The sequence below is a fragment of the Mucilaginibacter sp. OAE612 genome (genome assembly GCF_041806395.1).
GTDB classification, from domain to species: Bacteria; Bacteroidota; Bacteroidia; order Sphingobacteriales; family Sphingobacteriaceae; genus Mucilaginibacter; species Mucilaginibacter rubeus.
The window spans coordinates 2132634-2155372 of sequence record NZ_JBGMUW010000001.1 but is presented as its reverse complement, the minus strand read 5'-3'; the positions used below and the strand labels follow the sequence as shown (position 1 = coordinate 2155372).

Below are 22739 nucleotides of genomic sequence, written 5' to 3'. Positions count from 1 at the left end.
CTTATTCCTTAAAAACTGTTGACCGGGCGAATGAACTTACGTAACATCAGATCGAACATTCCATGGATCATTCTTACAAACAACCAATTTTACGGCTGCTTTTTATTAACCGTCCACTCAGCCATCTGGAAGTCACGACTGCCATTATTAGTCTTAATGCTTATCCTATAAAACTTATAAGCCACATTGTTATTAAAGTGATATAGGATGCGCTGAAAGCGGTTGGCAAAAACTTCGTTGTTCTTACTGTGCAGGTTTATCCAGCGTATACCGTCCTCAGAACCCTGGAGGATCCATCCTTTCGGGTCACGGGTGGGCGAATCATTTGCAGATGTCATGGGTATAGGCTCCTGCAACGGCAGGTGTTTTAAGCTCATATTTCATCACCAGGTCGCCGGAGAACCCCGATTGGAAAAACTTGGTATTCGGATCACCGTCAACCACTTTTAGTGACCCCTCGTTTGCATTTGGGCCGCCCCCATTGTCGCGTGATACAGTCAATGTACCGCCTATGGTAGCAAAGTAACTTTCACCAACCTTGGTGCGGTCAAAATTAGGGTCGGCAACGTTCAATATTATTTCCCGCGCAGCTGAATATCCCTGTGAATTTCTGGCCGTTAATGTTACGTGATATAAGCCATCAAAGGCATACCTATGCTTCGGTGCTTTTTCTGCCGACGTGCTATCGTCGCCGAATTGCCACAGGATATCTTTATAATTGATGGATGTACTGGTGAACTGATAGCTTAAAAAATCAACGCTATCTGTTCGTGCCACTGTGAAACCTGCGATGGGTCTGGGCTCATCCGGTTCGGGTTGGGGCGCAGGCTTATCTTTTTTACACCCGGCAAACAACAGGGCTACCGTTGAAAATACCGAGATAATATGCAATATTTTTTTCATGTCCTTAATTTTCATTGATCAATTGGCTTAAGGGGCGGGGAATAATTGGCTTTGTGGTACTATTCTTCTGCCGTTGATGCCGGCCGATGGAACTTCAAAAGTTAAACGGGCGCGCTGGCCACCCACGTTTTCGCGATGATCTGCTTCTATTTTATAGCGTTTACCGCGTTCCAAGAAAATTTTGGCAGTACGGCTATCCTTATCCCACTCGGTAGTGAAATCATTAATAATGGCCTTGCCGTCTATATATAATCTTGATCCGTCGTCCCATTCGTTCTGCCAGAACACGTATTCACCCCGAACGGGTGCAAGGAACTCGCCAGTCCACCTGGTGGAGAAATTATCATGACTTATACTTGGTATAGCGGCTTGCCAAACCCCGTCATTAGGCCAATCAATAGTAGGTTCTATTTGTACAAGATCGGGCTTTCTGCCATCAAAATCAAGCAATTGATTGTTTGAAAAGTATTCCGCTTTTAAGCCCGTTCCGTTTCCGGTTATGTAAGAGTTATTATCAAGATTAACCTCTGGCTGTACCAAAACGATCAACTTGCTTTTTGTTGGATGCAAGATGTGTTTTGACGGATTAACCAAACTCACCACAAAACCAAAACGTTTATTGGCAACTATATTGGCATCAAAAACAGGCCATCCTATTGATAAGCGCACCACCGCTGTACTGGCGTTGGAATTTACCCTAATCAGGGTATCAATAGAAAATTGATCGGGGTTAAGTGCTATAGTGTTATCAGGCAGCACTTTTTTACTTACCAAAGTTGTAATGGTATCCATGTTTAATTTTACATGAACATTAAACGCGCCGGCCGGTACACCCGCCATGTTTATGGTTAATGGAATGGTGATACCTGCCGGTGATGTTGTATAGTTTTTTTGATAATCAACATCCATAATGCCACCGCCATTCAAAAGCGACACATAATGAATATCACTTTCTTTAATAAACTTTTTGGTATCAAGCACCACCAGGATATTTGATTGCGACCCTTTGATTTGATTGCCCTTGCCGGGATCAGTAAGTTTAAATGCAAAAGCTACGTTTTTACCATAATTAGCCTCAATGGCCGATAACCTGACGCTGGCAACGGCAGTGGCGGTATCTGACCCAAATGCTACGTTGATTACGCCGGGATAATCAATTGCACCGGCAGGTAATATTACCGTATTTTTAAGGGTGCCATTCGCTATCAGCTTGGCTATAGTATCATTATTAAGTGTTATACCAACCTGGAATGCTTTGGTTGCCGGCCCTGATAAGGATATTTTAAATGGAACTTTAACTATTTCGTTACCAGCAGTTGCATCACCAGTATTGGCTCCTGCGCCGGAAACGTTTCTGTCGGTGTTTTGAATTGGCTTCAGCTCATCAAGATCATTTTGCTTGCAGGCTCCCGCTATCAGGACAATTAACCCGATAAACAAGATATATCTGTATTTTTTCATCATCAAATAATTTAGTTTGTAATGGTTAGCTTTTTACTGGTCAAGCCAAACACGGCCATCAAGCCCCCAAGCCTGCCTGTTAGGTATTCTGAACCAGTTTATTATTTGCGCCGGGATATCTGCCGTTTGCGGGACAAATATGGCCAGTGCCCCTGCCGGCGGCGGGCAGATCAGATCATTAAAATCTTCCCATTGGTAAGGGCCTTTTAATTGAAAGTCGCGGGCTTGCGGGCCAATATCCCTGATCTTGTCGCCCTGGCCATCTGTGCCCGGCCAGTATGCTGCCAAAAAGGTATAATAAGGATGACCTTCGCTAATGGATGTTTCGCAGGCATAATTTCCAATCACGGCATCGGGTACGTCGACCTTGAAAAATCTGATGTCGGTTACATACACATCAGGTGTACCATGCCCGTTACCGTTTAAATAGCCCAACTTCAACGGGCTGTGGTTGCTTAAACTTCCCGATGCGGTTATCTCCAATTCATTATTAAAAACCCCGTCGGTGTAGGTTCTGATATATCGCTTGCCTGCGCGTATTTCACATTTAACCGAAAGGTTTTGCCATCTGCCTTTTTGAAGGTCGCCGCCACGGCATTGATGATAATCGTTATCCTTAGTCCCCCGGTATTCAAAATACCAGTAAGCATCTTCCAGATAAATCACCCAGCCAACTCCCGGATGACCTGCCGACCATTGCGCTCTTTTCCCGAGAATACTTGGCCAAAAGAATTTATCCTCATTCTTCTTAACTTTTAGCTCGATGGTGAACTTGGTAGTATCATCGATGTTAAAGATATCAGCTGTATCTATCTCGGCTCTCAACCCCGTATCTTTCAAACGTACTGTGCGCCCCAAATACCTGTTGCCGGTAAATGGTTTACCTATTATTCTTTGTTTATATTTTGGATTGTAATAGATAGTAAATGTATTGGCGGCAGTGTTACTGAAAACTGTATTATCGTTCTCGTTAGCCGGGATATTAAATTTACCACCACCGCTCGACGCAATCACTACCAGCCAATCTTCATTGGCATAATTTTTCCTTTTTTTTAGGGCATTAACAATCTCACCTACATAACCGTCAAATTTTTCGATAGAAGCTTTGTACTGCGACGATGAATTGTCGAATCCGTATTTGGCACCTGCTTCTTTAATATCATTAAAATGGCCAACTATCAATTGTGCCGTGTCGGTATTCAGGTCATTAACTACAGCCGTTTTAATTTGCTCATCAGTACTATACAACTCGCTTACTGCAGCACCCTGTGTTAACTTATTTTTAAAAATAGCCGAGGAAGAAAAAGAAACGATTTTGGCATTTGGTCTTTCTTCTTTTATCCTTTCAAAAAACACAGGATAAGTTGCCAGGTTATTGCCGGCAAAATCATCCGACAAGATCTTGTGCTTTTCTTTTTTTACGCCGGTTAGCATATTGGCCCAGTTGCTTACATCGCGGGTCGAGTCCGGATCGCTCAATGCAACCCAACTGTAAATTGAACTGGGCAGTAATGCTTTAATATTAGGCACATTGGCGCTATTTACTGATGAGCCCCGTGCCCCGTCAACAATCAGGTACAAAACCTTACGTTCGCCGGATGTTGCTTTGGCCGTGTCAGTATAATTTTTATCGGGCAGCGTGCGCACAAAATCCTTATTACATGATATTGTCGCGACAGCCAATGCACAAATAATTGAAAAAATGATCTGTTTGTATTTTTTCCTGTTCTGCATTTCTTTATAGATTATAAGTTCAATTAAAATTTATTCGATGGTAACGCGTATGATATTGCTAACCTGAATGTTATCAAAACGGTCAAAACCACCAATCAGCAATAATGCCCGCTTACCATCAGTCGATTTGGTTTCAATAATATCAGACAATGTACCTGAAAATGGTCCGGTAGTATTGTAATTCCCGGCAAGTTCACCTTTGGTATTTAGTACCATGAAACCATTGCGGGTAACGTTATTATACTTTTTAAAGCTGCCGCTAACTACTACCAGTCCATCATTAAGCTGGCGGGCAAAACCAGGATAGCCTCCCTCAAATGTTTTAGCTACGAAAGTTTGATCAAGACTACCATCCAGGTTAACCAGCGCCATGCTGACGGCCGGTTTGCCATCGTATGTTCTGAAGATCCCTGTTATCAGGTATTTTTTGGTTACAGGATTGTACGTTAAAGATGAGATGCTATTATCGGTACCTGTCCCGGTTTTAAATGAATCATCAATGGTGCCATTGGGGCTCAAACGAACCAGCCGCCCCGCTGTTTTTTGGTCAAACGTGGTAAAACTTCCAAACAGCACCAGTTTTTCCAGCTGATCAGCGTCGGTATGCATGTACGAGTCAACAGGGCCATTTGCCGAAGGCAAGCCTTTGTTTGTCGCTATGTTAAAACGATAGGTTTTGTCAAGTGTTCCATCCAGGTTAAAACGGGCTATTTGCCGGATTTCCGTACTGTCAAGAATCACCGTATCGCGGGTAAAATCATGATTATGTTCAGTATAAACCCGTCTTACATAATATCTGAAACTCCCTGTTGCCAGTATTTTGTTCTGATGCTTGTATATTTTAGATATATAGTCGTTAGTACCGCCGTTAAACTTCGGAAAATATTTGGTTGTATCTGTTTGGGATGGGCGCCTGTAGGTTTTTACGCCAATGGTATCAATACTGCCATCAACATTTAATGTGGTAATATTACTGATGTTTTCTGTGCGCTGATTGTAGCCGCTAAATCCTCCGGCTATTACATATTTTCCGCCGAGTTCTATTACTCTCGATAATAATCCGTTTGCTGCCTTACCTGTCCGGAACGTACGGTCAAATTCACCATCAGCCGATGTTCTTACAATGCGGTTAAGCGGGGTAATGATCCCTTTATTATCATAATTGGTAAACCAACCCAGCACCAGGTTCCGGCCATCGGCAAGAGGATACACCTGGTTTACATTGCCATTTGCTCCGGCAGTTGCCCGGAAAGAAGGATCGATATTAATTAATCCGGATACCTTAAATAGCGGCCCAAGTACTAACTGATCGTCAATTGCTATTGACGTAATACCTGTGCTGCCAAATGGCGGAACTTTTACCTTAATAGTTGATTCTGTTACCTCGGTAACCTGACCGGGTTCGCCATTAAACATGAACTTTATTTTGCCTTTATAAGGAATAAGTCCGGTGGCTTTGAATGTTACCTCGGTACCCACCGTCCCATTTGCCGGTGCAGGTATTGCGTCACGGCTAAGGATGACGCCCAACGGCGGCTTTCCTTCCCCATAGGGGTCAGAATAAACTGTTTTATCCTTTTTGCAAGCTGCAATTATGAGCACCAGCAGGATAAACGTGATGATATAGTTAAATCTTCTCATATTCAATTTATTATCATTGAAAGAATATTGTTAATAATGTTTTACTCAGAATGGTGAAGGCCTGCAAAGTATATTTCCTCATAAAAGTCGTACCGGTTAAACCCGAAATAGGCTCCGTCATATTGCAGGGTATGTACTATCCCGTTCGTAGGTTTGATATCAGACGATGAAACCTTATTCCCGAAAACTACGTTTTGCGCATTATTGATGTCATAGATATAACTGATTACCAATGTACGCGAACCAATGTATTTGATGTTATTCGCGTCGTCATATATCACACCAATGTTCACCACATCGCCGCTGTATGAATAATAAAGCGCTCCGGGATACTGATTTTGCAGGTTAAAATCTATTTGCGGATAATCTTTAAGCCGGTTGATCCCCTTGAACATATACCGTTGCAGATATTTTTTCCATATAGCAGAGTCGATGTCCGACAGCTTTTTCACGGTATCACGACCGGCCTCGTACAAAAATTGATTTAAAGAGCCTCTGGTTTTGTAGTCACCTATCGTTCTTTTTATAACATCATCGTCTGGTGCAAAAAAGGTAAAATCACTTTTGCGAAATGTTTCTTCCATACCGGCCAGTTTTACGATCTGGGCAATGGTATCAAACGGTACTGCTTTATCCTGCAGGTATTGAAGCATATCGGCAGGGTAATCGGCCTTAGCTTTACCTCCGTCTTTATAATACTCATCGCGTTTACAGCCGGTAAGCACCAGTAAAAACCCGGCAAAAACAATAATTATATTTTTCATATTTCTTATCATTACTTTTTAGGAATAGGTTAATTACCTCCGTTAACCCAGTACATGTTTAATGACATAAATGGGTTATTGGCCAACGCGTTACTACTAATTGGCCATGTCCAGGCACCGCGGTTAAATTTGTCCAGCGTCAATACGTTATATGACCACTCGCTGTTCATAATCCTGCGGGTACGCACCAGGTCAAAGTAATGGTGCCCCTCGCCCATCAGTTCCCGGGATCTTTCCAGGAAAATAAAATCCTTAAGGTCTTGTCCGCCGCCACCGGTATAGCGCGAAGCTTCGGCCCTGTCCCTCACTTTATTCACCAGTGCAATAGCCTGGTCATCCTGACCAAGTTCGGCCAGTGCTTCTGCGCAGAGCAGTATTTCACCAGCATATCTGAATATCATAAAGGTGTTGTCAGGATTGGCGTCCTCTTCGCCGGTTGCAAATGAATTTTGAGCAAATTTGAGCATCATGAACTTTCCGTTATCGGCGTAGATGTCTGAATTAAACCAGGTTGTAGCGCGCTTGTCAGCCGTACCTGAATATAGTTTTTGCATATACTCGGCCCTGAAATAGGCGAAGCTTATACGGTGCGTATATTCCGGCCTTTTATATGGATAATGCAGAAACATATCGCCAATAGGGGCAACATTGGTGTTTTGATCGCCATAGTTTATACTGCGATAAAACTCAAACAAACTCTCGTCCGACCGGCCTTTGATAACCGTGGCCCATTCATTGATGGGTAACAGCCTGTAAGCATTGCTCTTAATCAATTCCTGCCCAAGGTCTGCAGTCTCCTGGTAGTACTTGGTTGCATTGGGTTTGTCGAAACCAGCATTCCACATGTTCATGTTCATGATAAGCGCGATAACGCTGCCCCTGCTTGCACGTACCCCTTTTAAAGCCGGGTCAGAATAAGTCCAAGGCAAACCGTCCTTATATTTTTTAAGGTCGGCGATGCTTTTGTTTAAAACAGATACCATGTTTTCGCGCGGTAAAGCTGTTGAATGGTAAGCATCGGTATAATAAGGAACGTCGCCATAAAGCCTTACCATAAAGAAGTATGCAAGCCCGCGTATAAAAGCCGCTTCGCCCTCAAACTGTTTTTTTTCGCTGTCTGATACGCCAGGCACACCTGCTTCCAGTTTCGAGATGAGGATGTTGGCACTTTGTATTACCTGGTAATAACCTGTCCAATCGGTAATGCGATAAAAGTTGTAAAAATTCCAGGGCGGGTTGCCGTTGATAAGCCCAAGCAGGTCATTCCGGCCTAACACCTCTACATATGCACGTGCGGGCCCGTTATCTGCCTGAGGTTCAGATAAAACCTCTCCCGAACGATATTCGCCCGTAGCGCCAATAAAATGCGTTTCGTTGATCTTGCCAAAAAATGTTCTTGACATATCATAAATATTGGCCACAACGTCATCTTTCGATTGGTAAAAGTTATTCCCTGTTAGTTTATCAATGGGTTGTACGTTCAGAAACTTTTTACAGGCTGGTAAACACAAGCTTGCTGCCGCTGCTAAAATGTATATAACACTTTTTTTCATGATCTTGAGTTTTATTTACTTGTATTGAGTTCAATATTTAAACCTAAATTATATGTACGCGGTACCGGGTACCCGCTTGATATATCCCGGCCCAGAGAAGTTACGTTTTCGGGGTTGGGGCCATTATATCCTGAAAATGTGATCAGGTTATTGGTTGAGAAATAAACCCTAACGTTATTGAACCCGAACCTTCGTACAAACTTTTTGTCAAACATGTAGGATAGAGTAACCGTGTTGATCTTCAGGTATGAGCCTTCTTCCTGCCACAAATTTTGATCGGAACGAAGTGGCTTTATCTGATTGAACCTCGAAAACGCATAGGGATTAGGATACTTGGATTGATCACCCGGTTTTCGCCATATATCCAGATCGTCCAATGGAACTGCTGCCAGCAGGGCATAAGGATCTTTCATGATCGACAACCTGTCTGATAACGCGTTATTTAATATCGTTCTCTTGGCGGTATAGGAGGCATAAATATTTAATCCAAAATTTTTGTAGTTGATATTTGTCGATATACCACCGGTAATTAAAGGTTGTGAGTTACCGGTTATCTCATAATCCCGGTCATCGAGGATGTAATCGCCGTTAACATCTTTAAACCTCGGGTCGCCGCCTTTAAAGGCAAGCCCACCGGTTTGATATTTTTTACCGGTTACAGGGTCTACCGGTACATCACCATCGGTTGAATAAACACCCTGGTTAATCAGCAGGTAGTTTGACAATGTATTTTTACCTACCCTGAAAACAATGTGCTGATAGTTATTATAATCAAATTTGATGTATTGTCCGTTGTATTCGGCAGGTAACCTCAATAGGTAATCGCGGTTAATGGCGCCGTTAAATGATACCGTCCAGTTAAAATCCTTGGCGGTTAAAGGCCTTACCGTTACCATCAGCTCATACCCATAATCGGCAATGGATACGTCATTGCTGGATTTTTTCTGAAAACCTGTACTATTAGGTAAAAACCTGTCAAACAACAAGTTATCAACCTTTTTGTAATAAGTGTCAAAAGTCAGGTCGACTTTACCCTGCAAAATCGTCATGTCAAACCCAAGGTTGTACTGCGTAGTTGTAGTAGGCTTTAATGCTGGGTTAGGCACAAATTCATAATTAATACCAATGGTTGGATTGTTGTTGAAATTACCATTAAGGTTATACAAACCATAAATACTTTGCAAACTGCCGGTTGGTACGATATTTTGGCCCCAGGTTAACCTTAAACCTCCTGAAGTGAGCCAATCCCAATTTTTAAACCAGTTTTCCTTGTAGTAATTCCACCTGAAACCGGCTGCAGGATTTTTGGAATACGGATTCTCTAAGCCGTTTGAGGATGTACCATCTAAGCGGTATGATAACTCCAGTACATACTTCTTTTTATAATCGTAGTTAAAGGAGCCTGCGAATGAAGCGATGGTGGCATTTTTAAAGTTTGACAATACACCTCCGCCTCTTGAGTTATATGGGTCGGACCCTACTGGCCCCTGCAATTGATCATTAGGTATACGGTTTTGCCTGATGATACCGCTTTGGCCGCCTTGTTTATATATTTCATTAAACGTATTAATGAATATGGTGTGGTCGGCGCTGAATGTTTTGGCATAAGTAAGTGCGTTACGGTTGTATAATGTGAAATTACGGCCCTCATAATCATATACCTGCGCAAACTGAGCATTTGCAGCTGCGGGCGTGAAGGTTGATTCGGCATCTGAGGTATAATCATAACTGATGCTTGAGGATAGCGCCAATCCCGGTATAAACTCATAACGACCATCAATATTGGTACGGATATTTCTTGTACTGTTACTGTTTTGGGTTTGTAAAGCTGACGTTACGCCATCTGGTGAAAGATAAAACGAAGGAGGCGGCAGCAGCGTAGATGCCTGACCGTTTGAGGCCACTCCTTGTTGCAGTAAGCCCACACCATTGCCCTTAGCCTGGCTTCCCAACGAGCCGAACAATGAACCAAAGAACCTGAATTTATCATTCGGCTTAAACTCCATATTCATATTCAGGTTATACCTGTCGAAACCGGTGTTTTTGATCACGCCTTTTTCCGAATAAAGCCCCATGTTCACTTTGTAGTTAAAGCGGTCGTTGCCACCGTCTAAGGCTACGTTATGGCTTTGGTTATGTGTTGTGCCATAAAAAATGGACTGCCAGTTTGTTGAGTTATTCCAATATGCGTTCAAACTATCAGCCAGGAAACCGGTTTGCCCCAATTTCCTTAACTCATCAATAATTGTTGCATTGGATAATATCTGCTGAATTTTTGCCCGGCGTTCGGAATTACCACCCAGTGTTGCGCGCAGCTGTGGGACGGCGTTAACGAAGAAGTTGCCCGTATACCTTACCCGGGGTACTTTAGAATTTCCTCGCTTGGTAGTTATGATGATTACGCCATAAGCCCCCCTTGATCCGTACATGGAAGTTGCCTGCGCATCCTTCATGATCTGTATGCTTTGGATATCCTCTACCGGGATCAATGATAACGGGCTTACCCCCGGCCCCTGCGTTTGAAAACCAAACTCAGCAGCCTTATCCGCATCTAAAGGTACCCCATCAATAATATACAGGGGGGATGTAGGTTGCAGGAACGATTCACTGCCACTGCCTGATACACTCAGGGCTGATAAACCACGCACCTGAACGGAGCCCCTGAAACCTGGAGCACCAGTATTGTTCTGAACGTTTAAACCAGCTACTTTTCCTTGCAGCAGGTTTTCGACGTTTGATGCCGGCACATCCTGGATGTCCTTTTGGGTTAAGGTAACCGCAGCGCCTGGTGATGATTCTTTATTCCTGTTTTGGTAGGCCACAATAATTACTTCATTAAGGCCTTTTTTGTCTTCAGTCAGCGTTACAGTTATGTTTTTTTGCCCGGGTTCAAGTTTTACTTTTTCCGTAACAAAACCTACAAACGTAAAAGTAAGTGTGCTGTTAGCCGGTACAGAAACGGTAAACTTTCCCTTATAATCAGTTTGTATCAGGCCTTTACTGCCCATATAGATATTTACACCGGGTAAAATTTTATTGGTAGCTTTTTCAACTACCGTACCGGTAACCGTTATATTTTGTGCTTGTGCATGAACATCTGCACAGAATAAGATCGTGCAAACAGCAAGCACTATATAAAATAGTATGTGTTTTCTCATGGTGATAAGTTTTAATTCGGTTATTCGTCTTCAAACTTTGGATTGTCCTTCAAAAAATGGAACACTATCTCCCAGTCGCCTTTTTTGTATATAGCGAAATCTATCCCGAAGCTTGCCACTACCCTACTGCCGCCAAAACCAATTCGCGAATATTTAAATTCGGCATGGTCCCTGGTTCCTCCTGGGGCATATACAGTTGGTATTTCCACTAAAGGAATAGGATAGGCAACATCGTATTGTACATATGTTGCAGTTTTTTGCATGTTAAAGCCATGTACTATTTTATCCCAGGTAGTTTCGTTAAACAGGGCCGGATTCATCTCTACTGAGTCTTTGTTCAGAAACTTGAACCTTAACGAATTTCCCGTACCGCCGGTAAACGGACGGATATAAACCACCACATCCTTTTTTTCGTCATTACTCTGCAGCGGAATGTCGGTTACCTGGCCTATTACCCCGTTTAAAAATGGCCTGATGTAGTTTCGGCTGGCCGGATTATAAGGCGTTTTGGGATGAGGCGCAGGCAGGCCGGAGTAAATGTTAAAGTCGTCAGAAGGTTCATAAGGGCGCTCGCGGAATGGGCGTACCTGCAGGTCGCGAATTATAGTACTGCCACCCGTGTTGGTTATCTTTATGTCAAAATAGCGCGTATCCTGCGGAAAATTGGTACTATCAGACGGCCTGGGCTTGATCAGCTCATTATTGGAAGAAGCCCACATAATAAACTCGCCCGACGAGCGCACTTCAAATAAAGGGTGATCTTCCAGCTTGCGTTTTGCCTCTATCTCGGCCAGGCTCTTTTCAAGCCCGTTGTAGGGCGCTGTCCATACATAGGTTGGTCTTTTTTGAAAAAGATCTGTCACAGGTTTACCGTCACCAAAACGCGCGTTGATGATCTCAAACTTTAACGGCTGGGTTGAGTTATCTCCATTAAACCCGCCCATCAAAGTGGTTCGGCCTAAAATCGGTTCAAAAACTTTATTGCTGTAGTTTACATTCGAACTCAGATAATCTTTTTCATCGGGAATGCCATACATCTTCTTGCAACTACTGAACGCGACTGCAGCAAATAGTAGAGCTACAGATCCCATTTTTATGAATGTTTGCATCTCTTTTCGTTTTTTTAATGTATTGATATTTTGATCTTCCATGCCTTATTTTACTTTGTTGATGGTCCATTCGGCCAGTTGGAAAAGCCCCCCGTCACGCAGTTCGGAAATATCCACCCGGTAGAATTTATAAGCGGTGGTGTTAGGGCACCTGAAAACTTTGGTCTGGTATCGTTCTTCGAAGAAGAAGTTACTCCGGCGATCTAACTCCGTCCAGGTTTTGCCGTCATTTGAGCCTTCATAAGTCCAGGCCCTGGGGTCGCGTTCAGGTGCATCATTGGCAGATGTGAGCGTATACACCCCTGATACGGCAGGCTCATTTAGCTCAAACTGCATCCATAACCGTCCCTGAAGTTCGGCCAGGAACTTGGTGTGATCATCGCCGTCAATTACTTTTTTAGAGCCTTCGCCATTATCCGGACCGCCATTGTTATCTCTCAAAACGGTAAGCTTGCCACCTATCAGGGTCATTAGGTTTGGCGGTGGCGGAACAAAGGTTAATCGGGATACAAATTCATCAAAACCGAAAATGTGATCGGGACTTACCACATGAACAATACCATTTTTGGTGCTGATATTATTGGAGCCGGTAGTAGTGGTTGACCAGTTTCTGATAAACTTGCTGCGTTTGGTATTGCTAAACTCAATAAGATCAGGGCCGCCACCGGTAAGGCCGGAAGCTGATATTTTGGAAACCTTGCCATGCATAGGATATCCGAAACGTACGCTGAAAAGATCAAGCCCGTCCTGCAGCAGCAGGGAATCAGTTGTACGTTTACCCCTGATAATATAATATGACACCATGGTGTCTAACTGTACGCCATCAATTTTTGCCAAAAACAGCGGATCTTTGTCGCTTTGCCTTCTTAATGTATTCAGGTTATTAATTGCCAGCTGAAAACTTGGATTGGTAACCGCAAAAAGGGTAACATTGCTGTCCATGAGCGTTTGCTGAAGCCCCATCCGGTTGACTACCGCCAGTAATGAATCATATACACCGGGTTTGCTTTTTAAATACTCATAAGTATTACCCGCAAATTTTGAGTTGGTGCCTGTAGCGTCATGGTAGCCGCCATCCTTTTTGCAGGCAGTTTGCAACAGGGCTGCAATCAACACCGGCGTTAAGGCACTCATATATTTTTTTAACTTTTTCATATATGGTCAGTTTATTTCCAGAATGGGTTTTGGGTTAACAGATTGTTTTGAGCGATGAGCTTACGCGAAACAGGCCAGTATATCCCCTGCGAATTGATGAGTTTCATGAATGCCGGGTTGTTTTGCTTGATTTTATTATAGCGTACCAGGTCATACCAGCGATGTCCCTCTCCCATCAATTCGCGATGGCGCTCCTTAAATATCAAATCAATAATGTCCTGGTCGCTGTCTATCGTAAGATCTCCCATCCCCCGGCGGGTCATGATATTAAAAACTTCATTTTCGGCCCCGTTCACATCCCCTAAAACAGCCAATGCCTCGGCCCGGAGTAATACGATATCCTCTATCCTTGTAAAGATCAAAGCACTGGTGAAGTATCGGAAGTTAGGATCAGAAACGCCCCCCAGTATCACTTTTATTTTGCTAAAAATGGGGTACTTGCCATTGATATTGGTGAAGTATCTTTCGGTACGGGGCTGACCAAGCGTATCTATACTAAAGCGCTCATCCTTGGGCATGTCAAATATTTTCAGGATAGTATCCTTAGGCATGTAGATATCCGGCACTTTTTTATTCACCACAGGTTCGGCCAGGGTTAACTCTTCCAGGTGGCCTGTTACCGATCCGTCAATATGGCCCCAGTCAGAGTTAAAACCAAACATCTGGCTGGTGTTTTTATTGAAAAAGAACCCGTTTGATTTGGTCAGATCTTCTGTGCTTTGAAAATTGATGCCGCTTTTACCATAATTATCTTCAACAAACTTGGTATAGGTAGCTACATCGGTATAGTTACCTTGCCAGGCAGCCAAATGAGCCAGGACCGCATAGGCTGAGTTCTTCGTGGCTAAAGCACCTCCCCAGCGGGTAGCATCTTCATTATAATAATTGCCGGGCTGCTGCACATCGTTGTTACTGTATACAAACGGCAGGTCGGCTGCGGCCTTAAGCATTTCCTGCTGCGCCCATACTAATATTTTGCTGCCACTTTCGCGGGGTTGATTTTCAAACTTGCCATCGTGGGATGAGGTAATGAATGGTACATCTCCCCAAATCCTTACCATATAGAAATAGGTAAAGGCCCTTAAAAAACGTACCTGGGCAACATCAACTATCAAATAGTTTTCTGTATAGCGCTTATCGGCAGCTTTTACATCGCCAATACGTTCAAGGAAGATATTCGCAGCATTAATTATGGCGTAAAATCTTGTCCAGTCGCTCAAGGCCTCAACAGTTGGATATGAGGCGTTGAGCTGATTACTTGCAATTGCTTTCAGGTCCTGCCGGTTCGGACTAATAAATTCGCCTGTACGTACATCGCCATAAAGCCAGTGACCATCGTTGTCAGATAAGGCTGCTCGGGTAAGTGCATACACTCCTAATAAGCCTGCACGTGCATCTTCAAGCTTATTCCACATGTTTTTTTCGCCCACAACCCTTGTTGAATCAATATCCAGGGTTTTATTACAGCTTGTTATTGCCGCAGTAAACAGGATCAGGACGATACATAATGTCTTTTTCATTTTTACAACATGATTTTTGTGATCGTTTTTCATATCATAATTCCATTTTTACACCCAGGGTATATGTTCGTGGTATAGGCAGGCCGTAACCGGTATCATAGCCATCATAATTCACCAATTCAGGGTCCTGACCGGTATAAGGGGTTATGGTGAACACATTATTTGCCGTGGCATATACATAAAACCTGGTTAGCTTGATTTTCTTTAAGCGCATTGCTTTGGTTAGGTCATACCCAATGGAAACGGTTCTTAATTTCAGGAATGAAGCATTTTCAAGAAAAAGGTCCTGATCAACGCGATATGGGATAACGGTACTCCATGGGTTATACAATTGATATTTGTTGTAGTCGCCTCGTTTTTCCCAGAAGGTGATCTCCTTAACAGAGTTTACATCGCTGTTACCTTCCCGGTTAATAAAATCAAAGCGGTTGGCCATTTCCTGGTGTATAAGGTCGCGCCCCAGGTTGAAATAGAGATTGACATTTAAATTCCAGTTGCCATATCTGAAATTATTATCATATCCACCTGAAATTTTTGGTAAAGCATGTCCCTTTAATACTTTATCGTTATTATCAATTACGTTGTCGCCATTGATATCACGCCATCTGGGATCGCCGGCATGCAGGGCGAGGCCATTGTACTTAAGTGGCTGCCCATTTACAACTGGTATTTCGCTTTCCGATTTATAAATGCCATCATTTACCAGTAACCAATACTGATCAACCGGGCTGCCTACTTTTAAAAGCCTGTCGTTAACAATGATTTGATTTAAGCCCCTTGGCAATGCTTTGAGCTTATTGGCATTATGATTTAAATTCAGGGAAGATGTCCATCCAAATTTTGTATTTCGGATGATATTGGCAGATACAGATACATCTATACCGGTATTGTTTACAGCCATACCGCTCTCAATCGACTGCTTATACCCATACTCCGCAAAAGCGGGAATACCTATCAGCAAATTCTTTTCCTGTTTCAGGTACCAATCAACCGAAAGGTGCAAACGGTTATTAAGAAAACCGGCATCTGCGCCTATATTAAGCTGATTAGAATATGACCATGGTATGCCATAACCTATCCAACCGGTAGAGTAAGGCCTGGTAAGCACACCAAAAGCGTTATAGCCAGGCACGGTTAAGTTACCAGTATACCCTACCGATGCTGTATACTGAGGCCCCTGTGCATAGTTGTCAAAGGCATTAAGACGACCGATCCTCCCTGCGCTTGCACGCAAAATAAGGTCGTTTATAATAGTGCTATTATCTAATACCTCCTTCTTAATGTTCCAGGCTGCAGATAATACCGGCGAATAGAACCACCGGCTGGTAGGCTGAGCGTTTGATGATCCATCTGCGCGTACTGTTGCCGAGAGGAAGTATTTTTCTTTGAATGAATAATCGGTCTTGGCATAAAACGAAACCAGGTTATGCTTGATCTTATCCAGAAAACGGAATGTTAACTCGCGTGGAAAGGCTGTTGGGTTGAGATAATTATCGTTGTCAGATCCGTCTGGGTTTTTTGGGTTCGAATCCAGCAGATCTATCTTAATATAGTCATTTACACCTTTGTAGGCATAGGCGTTGCTATATTTATAAATGTCCCATTGGGTTGAGTGACCAAGCTCAAAATGGAAATCGTTTACTTTATTTACTGTCAGATCATAGGTTGCCCTGTTATCTGCCATTATCCTTTGGCTAAAGCCAAAATAATTGGAAGCATAGCTGTTGCCCTGCAAAAGCGTGCGCGCATAAAACACATCGCGGTAGCCTTCATTATAATCTAAATTGAAGGTGGTTACGAATTTAAATTTTCCGAGATCGATACCTATTTTGGCATAGCCGTCAACAATATTTGTTTTGTTGTTATCGAAGCCTTTTTTGTACTGCGCCAGGTAGTCGGCATAAAATTCTTTGTTTGGTGGTAGCGGGGCGCTGAGATCTGGAAAATAGTTGATCTGGGCAAATCTGTCGCGTAGATATCTGTTTCGTTGCCGCTCAATCCGGTTGGCGTTTACCATAGCCGAAAAAAGAAGCCATTTGATAGGTTTCATATTAATGTTGAACATGGCGCTATATCGGTTTAGCACTGTTCCATCAGCAACACCATTATTCTTCAGATCCCCCAATGAGAAACGGAAGTTAGCACGATCTGTACCCCCGGAAATACCGAAGTTAATACCATAAACTGCAGCATTACGATAGTAAAGATCGCTCCAGTCTGATTTCCCGCTATAAACATTGTTTAATGAATCGCTTAGGTAGATGGGATAGTTCTCATCATCAGAGTATCTGCCATTGGTAGTATAAAGGTCGTAAAAACGCTGTCTGAAAGCATTTTCATACTTACCGTTTATAGTGGTTACATGCGGCCGCTGTGCCAAACCTATATACGAATCAAAAGTGATGCTTTTGGCAGCGATAGGAGTTTTAGAGGTTAATACAATAACTCCATTAACAGCGCGGGGCCCATAAACCGCCGTGGCCGACAGATCTTTTAACACTTCAACCGAGGCTATATTATTCATATCAATACCAGCAAATGGGTTGGTGGCTGTTCCCATCCTGTTATAGTTATATAGCTGTATATCATATGCAAACGGGTGTTCTGTTACAAGCGGAATACCATCCAGTACAACCAGTGGCTGCGATTGGTAAACATCTCTTGGAGAAAGAAGCGGCATGGGCGCCCCTCTCATAAACATATTTTGAACGGTACCGGGTTCGCCCGAAGGTTCCTGTATATACAGCCCTGCAAATTGCCCTTTTAACAATTGCTGCAGGGAAACAGCCGGGAATTTGGATAGATCATAAGGCTTTTTGGTAACACTATCTGCCAGCTTATTATAAAGGGTATGCTTTATAATAATATTTATGCTGTCTTTTAATAATGAATCTTTTGCCGTTGTATCCTTACGGATATAGGTTTTATAAAAAACAGAACGTTTTACTTTGCTTTTTTTACCCTCATTCCCCTTAGCTAAGCCTGTAAGTGCATTTGTGGTTATTGCTGCGAAAACCACAAAGCACAGCCATAAGTATCGCATAATGAATGGATCTTTTAGATTGTAAAATAATTTTTGATTTAACGGGCCATGTGCTTTTATGCCTGCAAACGAGTTATGCAGATGACATGCACCTTTAGATTAAGTAGAATGTAATTCTTTTTCCATAGCGCTGATTTACAAGCGAAAAGAACAGAAATCAAAAATAACCGGCAGGAATATTTTTGATAGCGGCGCATAGTTATACACCCCCGGGTTTGCTATCAAAAATGACCATACCCAAGCGTTCTTTTCACTTTTGGTGATTAGGTTAATTAATAAAATTTTTGATACCTAAAATCTTCAACAAGAGATTTTTTCGAAGGATCAAGCCTATCAGATGATGGGCTTCTGAAAGATGTGGTACAGGTAAATCATGTTTTTCATGTCAGTGATATTGGTTAATTTAATGATTACATAAATCTCAAAACAAGCAGTTCAGGTAGCTTAAACGATTAAGTAATAAAGTATTTTTCACAATTGGTTTTAACAAATATAATTAAGAAAAACGTTTTACCAAGTAATATCAAAAAAATAATAAACTTTTATTATTTCAAATAGGAACAATCGATCCCTATTGAAAAAATGACAAAAAAAGTAACAAAAATTTTAAGTTTTTTTACAAACTATCAATAATGCAGCCGGTAAAATCCTGATAAAATGTTAAAAAATCATGCTCCAACCAATTAAAATCAGCCATAAAATGTAAGAATTACATTTTTAGTTAGGTACTGCAACCCACACTTCATATTCTGGCCCGCGGCAATCGGTCTTTTCCTTTCTTTATTTCCATGTTGCTTGTTCACTTTCTGCGAGTTAAGTCCAGCAGGATATAAGCTGCACACCGCTTCCCGGCGTCGCCATCATTCACCTTTGGAAATATTAAAACGCGGGGAAATTAGGCCGGACAGACGGACATCCACCGGTAAACCAATCATGTATATATTGATAAGATTGAAAAATTTATAGCCGCCGGAATAGCATACCGAAAAATTAAATAAAAACCGGGCAAAAGATAAAATTATTGTAATGGGGTTATAGCATCTTATTTTGTTACTCTTGGGCCCGAAGGCAAAAAATACAACCAGCCAAAACCGATTAAGAAAAGAATTGATGAGGCGATAAAAGATGGGAAGGCTATATCTGTATTTTTTTCCAATGCGTTATTTAGCGCGGTGTACAATAGCCATACCTGGATACTCACATTTAATATCAGGATCATGATCAATGCCAGCATGAGTGTCTTGGTTTTATTAGGATGTGCCTGATTTTGGGCTTCGCGGAAATTACTCATAACTTAATTATAATGTTTGTAAAGGTTAATGACCTTATGATCTGGATTGACGATTCGGATCTGGTTTGTCGTTATCAGGTTTAAAATCTTTGACGTATACTTCTTCCCCTTTAATCACTACAGTTAAACGGGGTAACGGCCGGGGCGGTGGGCCGGCAAGCACTTCGCCGGTAAAAGCGTCGAACAAACCATTATGACAAGGGCATTCAATTTTTCCGCTGCCGGGTTTATAAAAAACCGCGCAGGATAAATGGGTGCATTTTTGTTCGTAAGCCCTAAACTCATCATTTTCCATACGAATAAGGATATAAGGAATAGTACTGCCATTGATCACAAACGAGCGGGTCCCCCCTACCGGAAGCTCGTGCTTCTTACAAACAAAGTGTTCACCCACGATTTTATCCGGTGGAAAAAAATTAGCTTTTATGGCAACATACCCGCTTCCAACGGCCAACCCACCAGATACGAGGCATAAAAATTTTGCAAAATCACGTCGGCTTACCTGGGTAGATTCAAGCTGATAGACCGGAAAATCTTCTTTCCAGTGATTATCCTTTTTATCTGTGGCCATAAATAATGTCAGTCTATAATTAATGAAGTACTTCCTTTGGGCATCATGATATTTACTTTGGTGCTCACACTTTCTTTTCCGAAAATAAAATTGTTAACAGGAGTACTGTTTGGGCGCATCTTTGCAATTTCTTCTCTTGTACCATAATACAGTGCTTGTGTTGGGCAAACGGTGGCACACATCGGTTTTTTTCCGGCGCTGGTTCTGTCGTAACACATATTACATTTCATCATCAGGTCATAAGCCTCATCTTTTTTAGGGACGCCGAAAGGGCATGCCATTACGCAGTTTGAACAGCCTATACACCGTGCTGTATTGGCGGTGTGCACTACGCCAAACTCATCTTTCGTTATAGCATCTGCCGGACAAACGTTAGCGCAAACAGGATCGTCACAATGCATACAAACCTGTACGGTGGTTTGTACGGTAACGGCGCGATCAATATAATTAACATGGATCATAGATTCGTGACCGTTTGTTTCACACTCCGAACAAGCCATTTCACAGGCTTTGCATCCAATACATCTTTGCATATCTACAAAGAATTCCTGTTCTGTTCTGTAATTGGTTACGGGCATATCTTATAATTTCGGGTTACAATTTATTAAATACTCGCACACGCGCCTGACGCCGTTGATGGCGGCGATATAACACCCAAAGGCTTCAGGTTACAGGCGCAAACTTTAAACTCCGGGATTTTTGATACCGGATCAAGTGTTGCCGGGGTAAACTGATTTGCCGACTTTTTGCCAGGCCAATGGTAAGGCAAAAAAACAGTGTCGGTGCGGATAGTCTCTACAATATTTGCAGGAAACTCATCAGTACCTCGGCGGGTAGATACCTGCACCAGTTCATTTTGTTTAATTCCATATTTCCGGGCAAGTTCCGGGTGTATTTCTAATTTAGGTTCAGGATACAAATCAACCAGTTTACCTATCCTGCGGGTTTGCGTTCCGCTCAGGTATTGAGATACAACCCTGCCGGTTGTTAATATTATCGGGTATTCTTCATCTGTAATTTCACCGGGATCCCGGTAAGTCACCAGGTTAAAGTGGGCTTTACCGTCGGGAGTCGCAAATTTTTTATCTTCCCATAAGCGCGGTGTACCCGGATGATCCAAAGTAGGGCAAGGCCAGAAAACGCCCATTGTGTCTTCAATTTTTTGGTAAGTAATACCATAATAATCCGCAGTGCCGCCTTTTGAAGCAACCCTTAACTCATTGAATAACTCTTCGCTGTTACGATAAGTGAATTTATCTTCGGCACCAAGTCTTTTTGCCAATTCCAATATGATGGATGTATCGCTGCGTGCATGTCCCGGCGGGTTCACGGCTTTTCGGATCCGAACTACACGGCCTTCGGCGGTAGTAACCGTTCCTTCCTCTTCTTCCTGTAACGATCCCGCCAGAATAATATCAGCATGACGGGCGGTTTCATTCATAAAAAAATCAATGCAAACATAAAACTCCAGTTTCTCCAGCGCTTCGCGCACATAATTATTATTAGGCAGAGAAACCAACGGATTAAAACAAATAGATAGCAGCCCTTTTACTTCGCCCCGGTGAATGGCCTCAATAAGTTCGTAGGCGGTGTAACCTTTGCCGGGCATATCTTTTTCATCAATCCCCCAAACCCCGGCTATATACTTTCGGTGTTCAGGATTGGTAATATCACGATTTCCCGGCAGCTGATCACATTTGTGGCCATGCTCTCTCCCCCCCTGTCCGTTTCCCTGGCCTGTAATAGTACCATAGCCGCAATATGGCTTACCAATACGGCCGGTTGCCAGGACAATATTGATACAGCCAAGCACATTATCTACACCTTTTGAATGATGTTCAATACCTCTGGCGTGTAACAAAAAGCTTGTTTTTGCTTTGCCCCACCATTGTGCTGCCAGTTCAATTTTCGCTTTTTCAATACCGGTAATTACTTCGGCCCCATTCCAACGTGTAATCCTTAACAGCTGCCAATGCCTTATCAAAATCTGTGGTATGGTTGTCAATAAAATCATGATCGAGCATATCATGATCGGCCAGGTATTTAAGTATTGCGCCGTACAAAGCGGAGTCGGTTCCGGGCCTGACCGGTAAATGCAGATCGGCGGTCCTGGCCAGTGGAATTACCCTGGGGTCAACCACGATTAATTTTGCCCCATGGTCCCGCGCACGCCAAACCCAGTGTGTTAAAGTCGGAAAGGTTTCGCTGATGTTAGCGCCCGCTACAATAATCACTTCCGCCTTCTCCAGGTCGGCATACGTATTTGAGGTACGGTCGAGTCCGAAAGCTTTTTTATTTCCGGCTCCCGCGCTAACCATACATAAACGACCATTATAATCTAAATTGGCGGTTTTCAATGCTACCCGCGCAAACTTGCCCATCAGGTAGCTTTTTTCATTGGTAAGCGAAACTCCCGACAGCACAGAAAAAGCGTTCTTTCCGTATTTTTCCTGTATCCGTTTTATTTCAGCCACGGTTTTATCCATCGCTTCATCCCACGAAACCGGAGTAAAGCCTACGCCTTCATTGCGTTGTAAGGGCTGTAAAATCCTGTCTGGATGATTGTTCTGCATATATCGTTGTACACCTTTTGGGCATAAACGTCCCTGGTTAAAAGGAAACTCCTCCCAGGGATCAAAACCAACCACTTTATCATTTTTAACCAATAGCTTTATACCACACTGCATTCCGCAGAAACAGCAGTGTGTTTTTACCGCTTTATCCGGCTCATCACGGCCGGCAAAACCTTCGCGGGGAGGATAATTCAAATGCGGGCCAAACTGTTCTATAAGCTTTTCGGGCGAAACTGGTAAATGGGCCATAAATTTGTATTCTA

18 protein-coding genes are annotated in these 22739 nt (G+C 42.8%); 1 reads left to right on the top strand and 17 read right to left on the bottom strand.

The window, feature by feature from the left end:
- Positions 1 to 89: 89 nt before the first annotated feature.
- The 10 genes from ABID99_RS09080 to ABID99_RS09035 are packed head-to-tail and all read right to left on the bottom strand — an operon-like array spanning position 90 to position 13304.
- Positions 90 to 338 carry a hypothetical protein gene (locus tag ABID99_RS09080; protein WP_373613495.1) on the bottom strand — a complete coding sequence of 83 codons (249 nt, stop codon included), beginning with the start codon at positions 336 to 338 and terminating at the stop codon, positions 90 to 92.
- A complete protein-coding gene (locus tag ABID99_RS09075) occupies positions 322 to 903 on the bottom strand; it encodes a PKD domain-containing protein (RefSeq protein WP_373613494.1) in 582 nt (193 codons plus the stop codon). The genes ABID99_RS09080 and ABID99_RS09075 overlap by 17 nt, the downstream gene beginning before the upstream one ends.
- A 27-nt stretch (positions 904 to 930) precedes the next feature.
- Positions 931 to 2367: a PA14 domain-containing protein gene (locus ABID99_RS09070; protein ID WP_373613493.1), complete on the bottom strand. Its 1437-nt coding sequence runs from the start codon at positions 2365 to 2367 to the stop codon at positions 931 to 933.
- A 30-nt stretch (positions 2368 to 2397) separates the two neighbouring features.
- Positions 2398 to 4098, bottom strand: a complete 1701-nt coding sequence (locus ABID99_RS09065; protein WP_373613492.1) for an alkaline phosphatase family protein — start codon at positions 4096 to 4098, stop codon at positions 2398 to 2400.
- A gap of 30 nt (positions 4099 to 4128) precedes the next feature.
- Complete coding sequence (locus tag ABID99_RS09060; protein WP_176627300.1) at positions 4129 to 5739, bottom strand: DUF5008 domain-containing protein; 1611 nt, start codon at positions 5737 to 5739, stop codon at positions 4129 to 4131.
- A 41-nt stretch (positions 5740 to 5780) separates the two neighbouring features.
- Positions 5781 to 6503 carry a fasciclin domain-containing protein gene (locus ABID99_RS09055; RefSeq protein WP_175489988.1) on the bottom strand — a complete coding sequence of 241 codons (723 nt, stop codon included), beginning with the start codon at positions 6501 to 6503 and terminating at the stop codon, positions 5781 to 5783.
- Between the two features lie 29 nt (positions 6504 to 6532).
- Positions 6533 to 8056, bottom strand: a complete 1524-nt coding sequence (locus ABID99_RS09050; RefSeq protein ID WP_090527432.1) for a RagB/SusD family nutrient uptake outer membrane protein — start codon at positions 8054 to 8056, stop codon at positions 6533 to 6535.
- 11 nt (positions 8057 to 8067) lie between these two features.
- Positions 8068 to 11214 (bottom strand): SusC/RagA family TonB-linked outer membrane protein, encoded by a 3147-nt coding sequence (locus ABID99_RS09045; RefSeq protein ID WP_354483581.1) that lies wholly within the window; start codon positions 11212 to 11214, stop codon positions 8068 to 8070.
- Between the two features lie 20 nt (positions 11215 to 11234).
- Complete coding sequence (locus tag ABID99_RS09040) at positions 11235 to 12323, bottom strand: DUF5007 domain-containing protein (protein ID WP_373613491.1); 1089 nt, start codon at positions 12321 to 12323, stop codon at positions 11235 to 11237.
- Between the two features lie 45 nt (positions 12324 to 12368).
- A complete protein-coding gene (locus ABID99_RS09035) occupies positions 12369 to 13304 on the bottom strand; it encodes a fasciclin domain-containing protein (protein WP_354437217.1) in 936 nt (311 codons plus the stop codon).
- Positions 13305 to 13385: 81 nt separating this feature from the next.
- Here ABID99_RS09035 and ABID99_RS09030 point away from each other — a divergent pair, with 81 nt between their 5' ends.
- A complete protein-coding gene (locus ABID99_RS09030) occupies positions 13386 to 13448 on the top strand; it encodes a hypothetical protein (RefSeq protein WP_354437216.1) in 63 nt (20 codons plus the stop codon).
- Positions 13449 to 13489: 41 nt separating this feature from the next.
- On the opposite strand, the gene ABID99_RS09025 is transcribed toward ABID99_RS09030, so the two are convergent.
- The 7 genes from ABID99_RS09025 to ABID99_RS08995 all read right to left on the bottom strand — a co-directional run bounded on the left by ABID99_RS09025 (position 13490) and on the right by ABID99_RS08995 (position 22725).
- Complete coding sequence (locus ABID99_RS09025) at positions 13490 to 14998, bottom strand: RagB/SusD family nutrient uptake outer membrane protein (RefSeq protein WP_188832490.1); 1509 nt, start codon at positions 14996 to 14998, stop codon at positions 13490 to 13492.
- Between the two features lie 34 nt (positions 14999 to 15032).
- Entirely contained in the window at positions 15033 to 18041 is a 3009-nt protein-coding gene (locus tag ABID99_RS09020) for a SusC/RagA family TonB-linked outer membrane protein (protein WP_373613490.1), read from the bottom strand.
- A 1042-nt stretch (positions 18042 to 19083) separates the two neighbouring features.
- Positions 19084 to 19332 (bottom strand): DUF6755 family protein, encoded by a 249-nt coding sequence (locus ABID99_RS09015; RefSeq protein ID WP_373613489.1) that lies wholly within the window; start codon positions 19330 to 19332, stop codon positions 19084 to 19086.
- 34 nt (positions 19333 to 19366) lie between these two features.
- Positions 19367 to 19903, bottom strand: coding sequence for a Rieske (2Fe-2S) protein (locus tag ABID99_RS09010; RefSeq protein ID WP_090527415.1), 537 nt, complete (start codon positions 19901 to 19903; stop codon positions 19367 to 19369).
- An 8-nt stretch (positions 19904 to 19911) separates the two neighbouring features.
- A complete protein-coding gene (locus ABID99_RS09005; protein WP_090527412.1) occupies positions 19912 to 20481 on the bottom strand; it encodes a 4Fe-4S dicluster domain-containing protein in 570 nt (189 codons plus the stop codon).
- Between the two features lie 26 nt (positions 20482 to 20507).
- Complete coding sequence (locus tag ABID99_RS09000; RefSeq protein ID WP_373613488.1) at positions 20508 to 21887, bottom strand: molybdopterin oxidoreductase family protein; 1380 nt, start codon at positions 21885 to 21887, stop codon at positions 20508 to 20510.
- On the bottom strand, positions 21820 to 22725 hold the full coding sequence (locus tag ABID99_RS08995; protein ID WP_373613487.1) for a molybdopterin oxidoreductase family protein: 906 nt from the start codon (positions 22723 to 22725) through the stop codon (positions 21820 to 21822). The genes ABID99_RS09000 and ABID99_RS08995 overlap by 68 nt, the downstream gene beginning before the upstream one ends.
- Positions 22726 to 22739 lie beyond the last annotated feature (14 nt).

What these genes read in the sequence shown, in the direction of transcription:
- ABID99_RS09080 (WP_373613495.1), bottom strand. Translation starts at nt 338, where the DNA reads ATGACATCTGCAAATGATTCGCCCACCCGTGACCCGAAAGGATGGATC.
- ABID99_RS09075 (WP_373613494.1), bottom strand. Translation starts at nt 903, where the DNA reads ATGAAAAAAATATTGCATATTATCTCGGTATTTTCAACGGTAGCCCTG.
- ABID99_RS09050 (WP_090527432.1), bottom strand. Translation starts at nt 8,056, where the DNA reads ATGAAAAAAAGTGTTATATACATTTTAGCAGCGGCAGCAAGCTTGTGT.
- ABID99_RS09060 (WP_176627300.1), bottom strand. Translation starts at nt 5,739, where the DNA reads ATGAGAAGATTTAACTATATCATCACGTTTATCCTGCTGGTGCTCATA.
- ABID99_RS09070 (WP_373613493.1), bottom strand. Translation starts at nt 2,367, where the DNA reads ATGATGAAAAAATACAGATATATCTTGTTTATCGGGTTAATTGTCCTG.
- ABID99_RS09045 (WP_354483581.1), bottom strand. Translation starts at nt 11,214, where the DNA reads ATGAGAAAACACATACTATTTTATATAGTGCTTGCTGTTTGCACGATC.
- ABID99_RS09025 (WP_188832490.1), bottom strand. Translation starts at nt 14,998, where the DNA reads ATGAAAAAGACATTATGTATCGTCCTGATCCTGTTTACTGCGGCAATA.
- ABID99_RS08995 (WP_373613487.1), bottom strand. Translation starts at nt 22,725, where the DNA reads ATGGCCCATTTACCAGTTTCGCCCGAAAAGCTTATAGAACAGTTTGGC.
- ABID99_RS09010 (WP_090527415.1), bottom strand. Translation starts at nt 19,903, where the DNA reads ATGGCCACAGATAAAAAGGATAATCACTGGAAAGAAGATTTTCCGGTC.
- ABID99_RS09065 (WP_373613492.1), bottom strand. Translation starts at nt 4,098, where the DNA reads ATGCAGAACAGGAAAAAATACAAACAGATCATTTTTTCAATTATTTGT.
- ABID99_RS09005 (WP_090527412.1), bottom strand. Translation starts at nt 20,481, where the DNA reads ATGCCCGTAACCAATTACAGAACAGAACAGGAATTCTTTGTAGATATG.
- ABID99_RS09015 (WP_373613489.1), bottom strand. Translation starts at nt 19,332, where the DNA reads ATGAGTAATTTCCGCGAAGCCCAAAATCAGGCACATCCTAATAAAACC.
- ABID99_RS09040 (WP_373613491.1), bottom strand. Translation starts at nt 12,323, where the DNA reads ATGCAAACATTCATAAAAATGGGATCTGTAGCTCTACTATTTGCTGCA.
- ABID99_RS09055 (WP_175489988.1), bottom strand. Translation starts at nt 6,503, where the DNA reads ATGAAAAATATAATTATTGTTTTTGCCGGGTTTTTACTGGTGCTTACC.
- ABID99_RS09020 (WP_373613490.1), bottom strand. Translation starts at nt 18,041, where the DNA reads ATGCGATACTTATGGCTGTGCTTTGTGGTTTTCGCAGCAATAACCACA.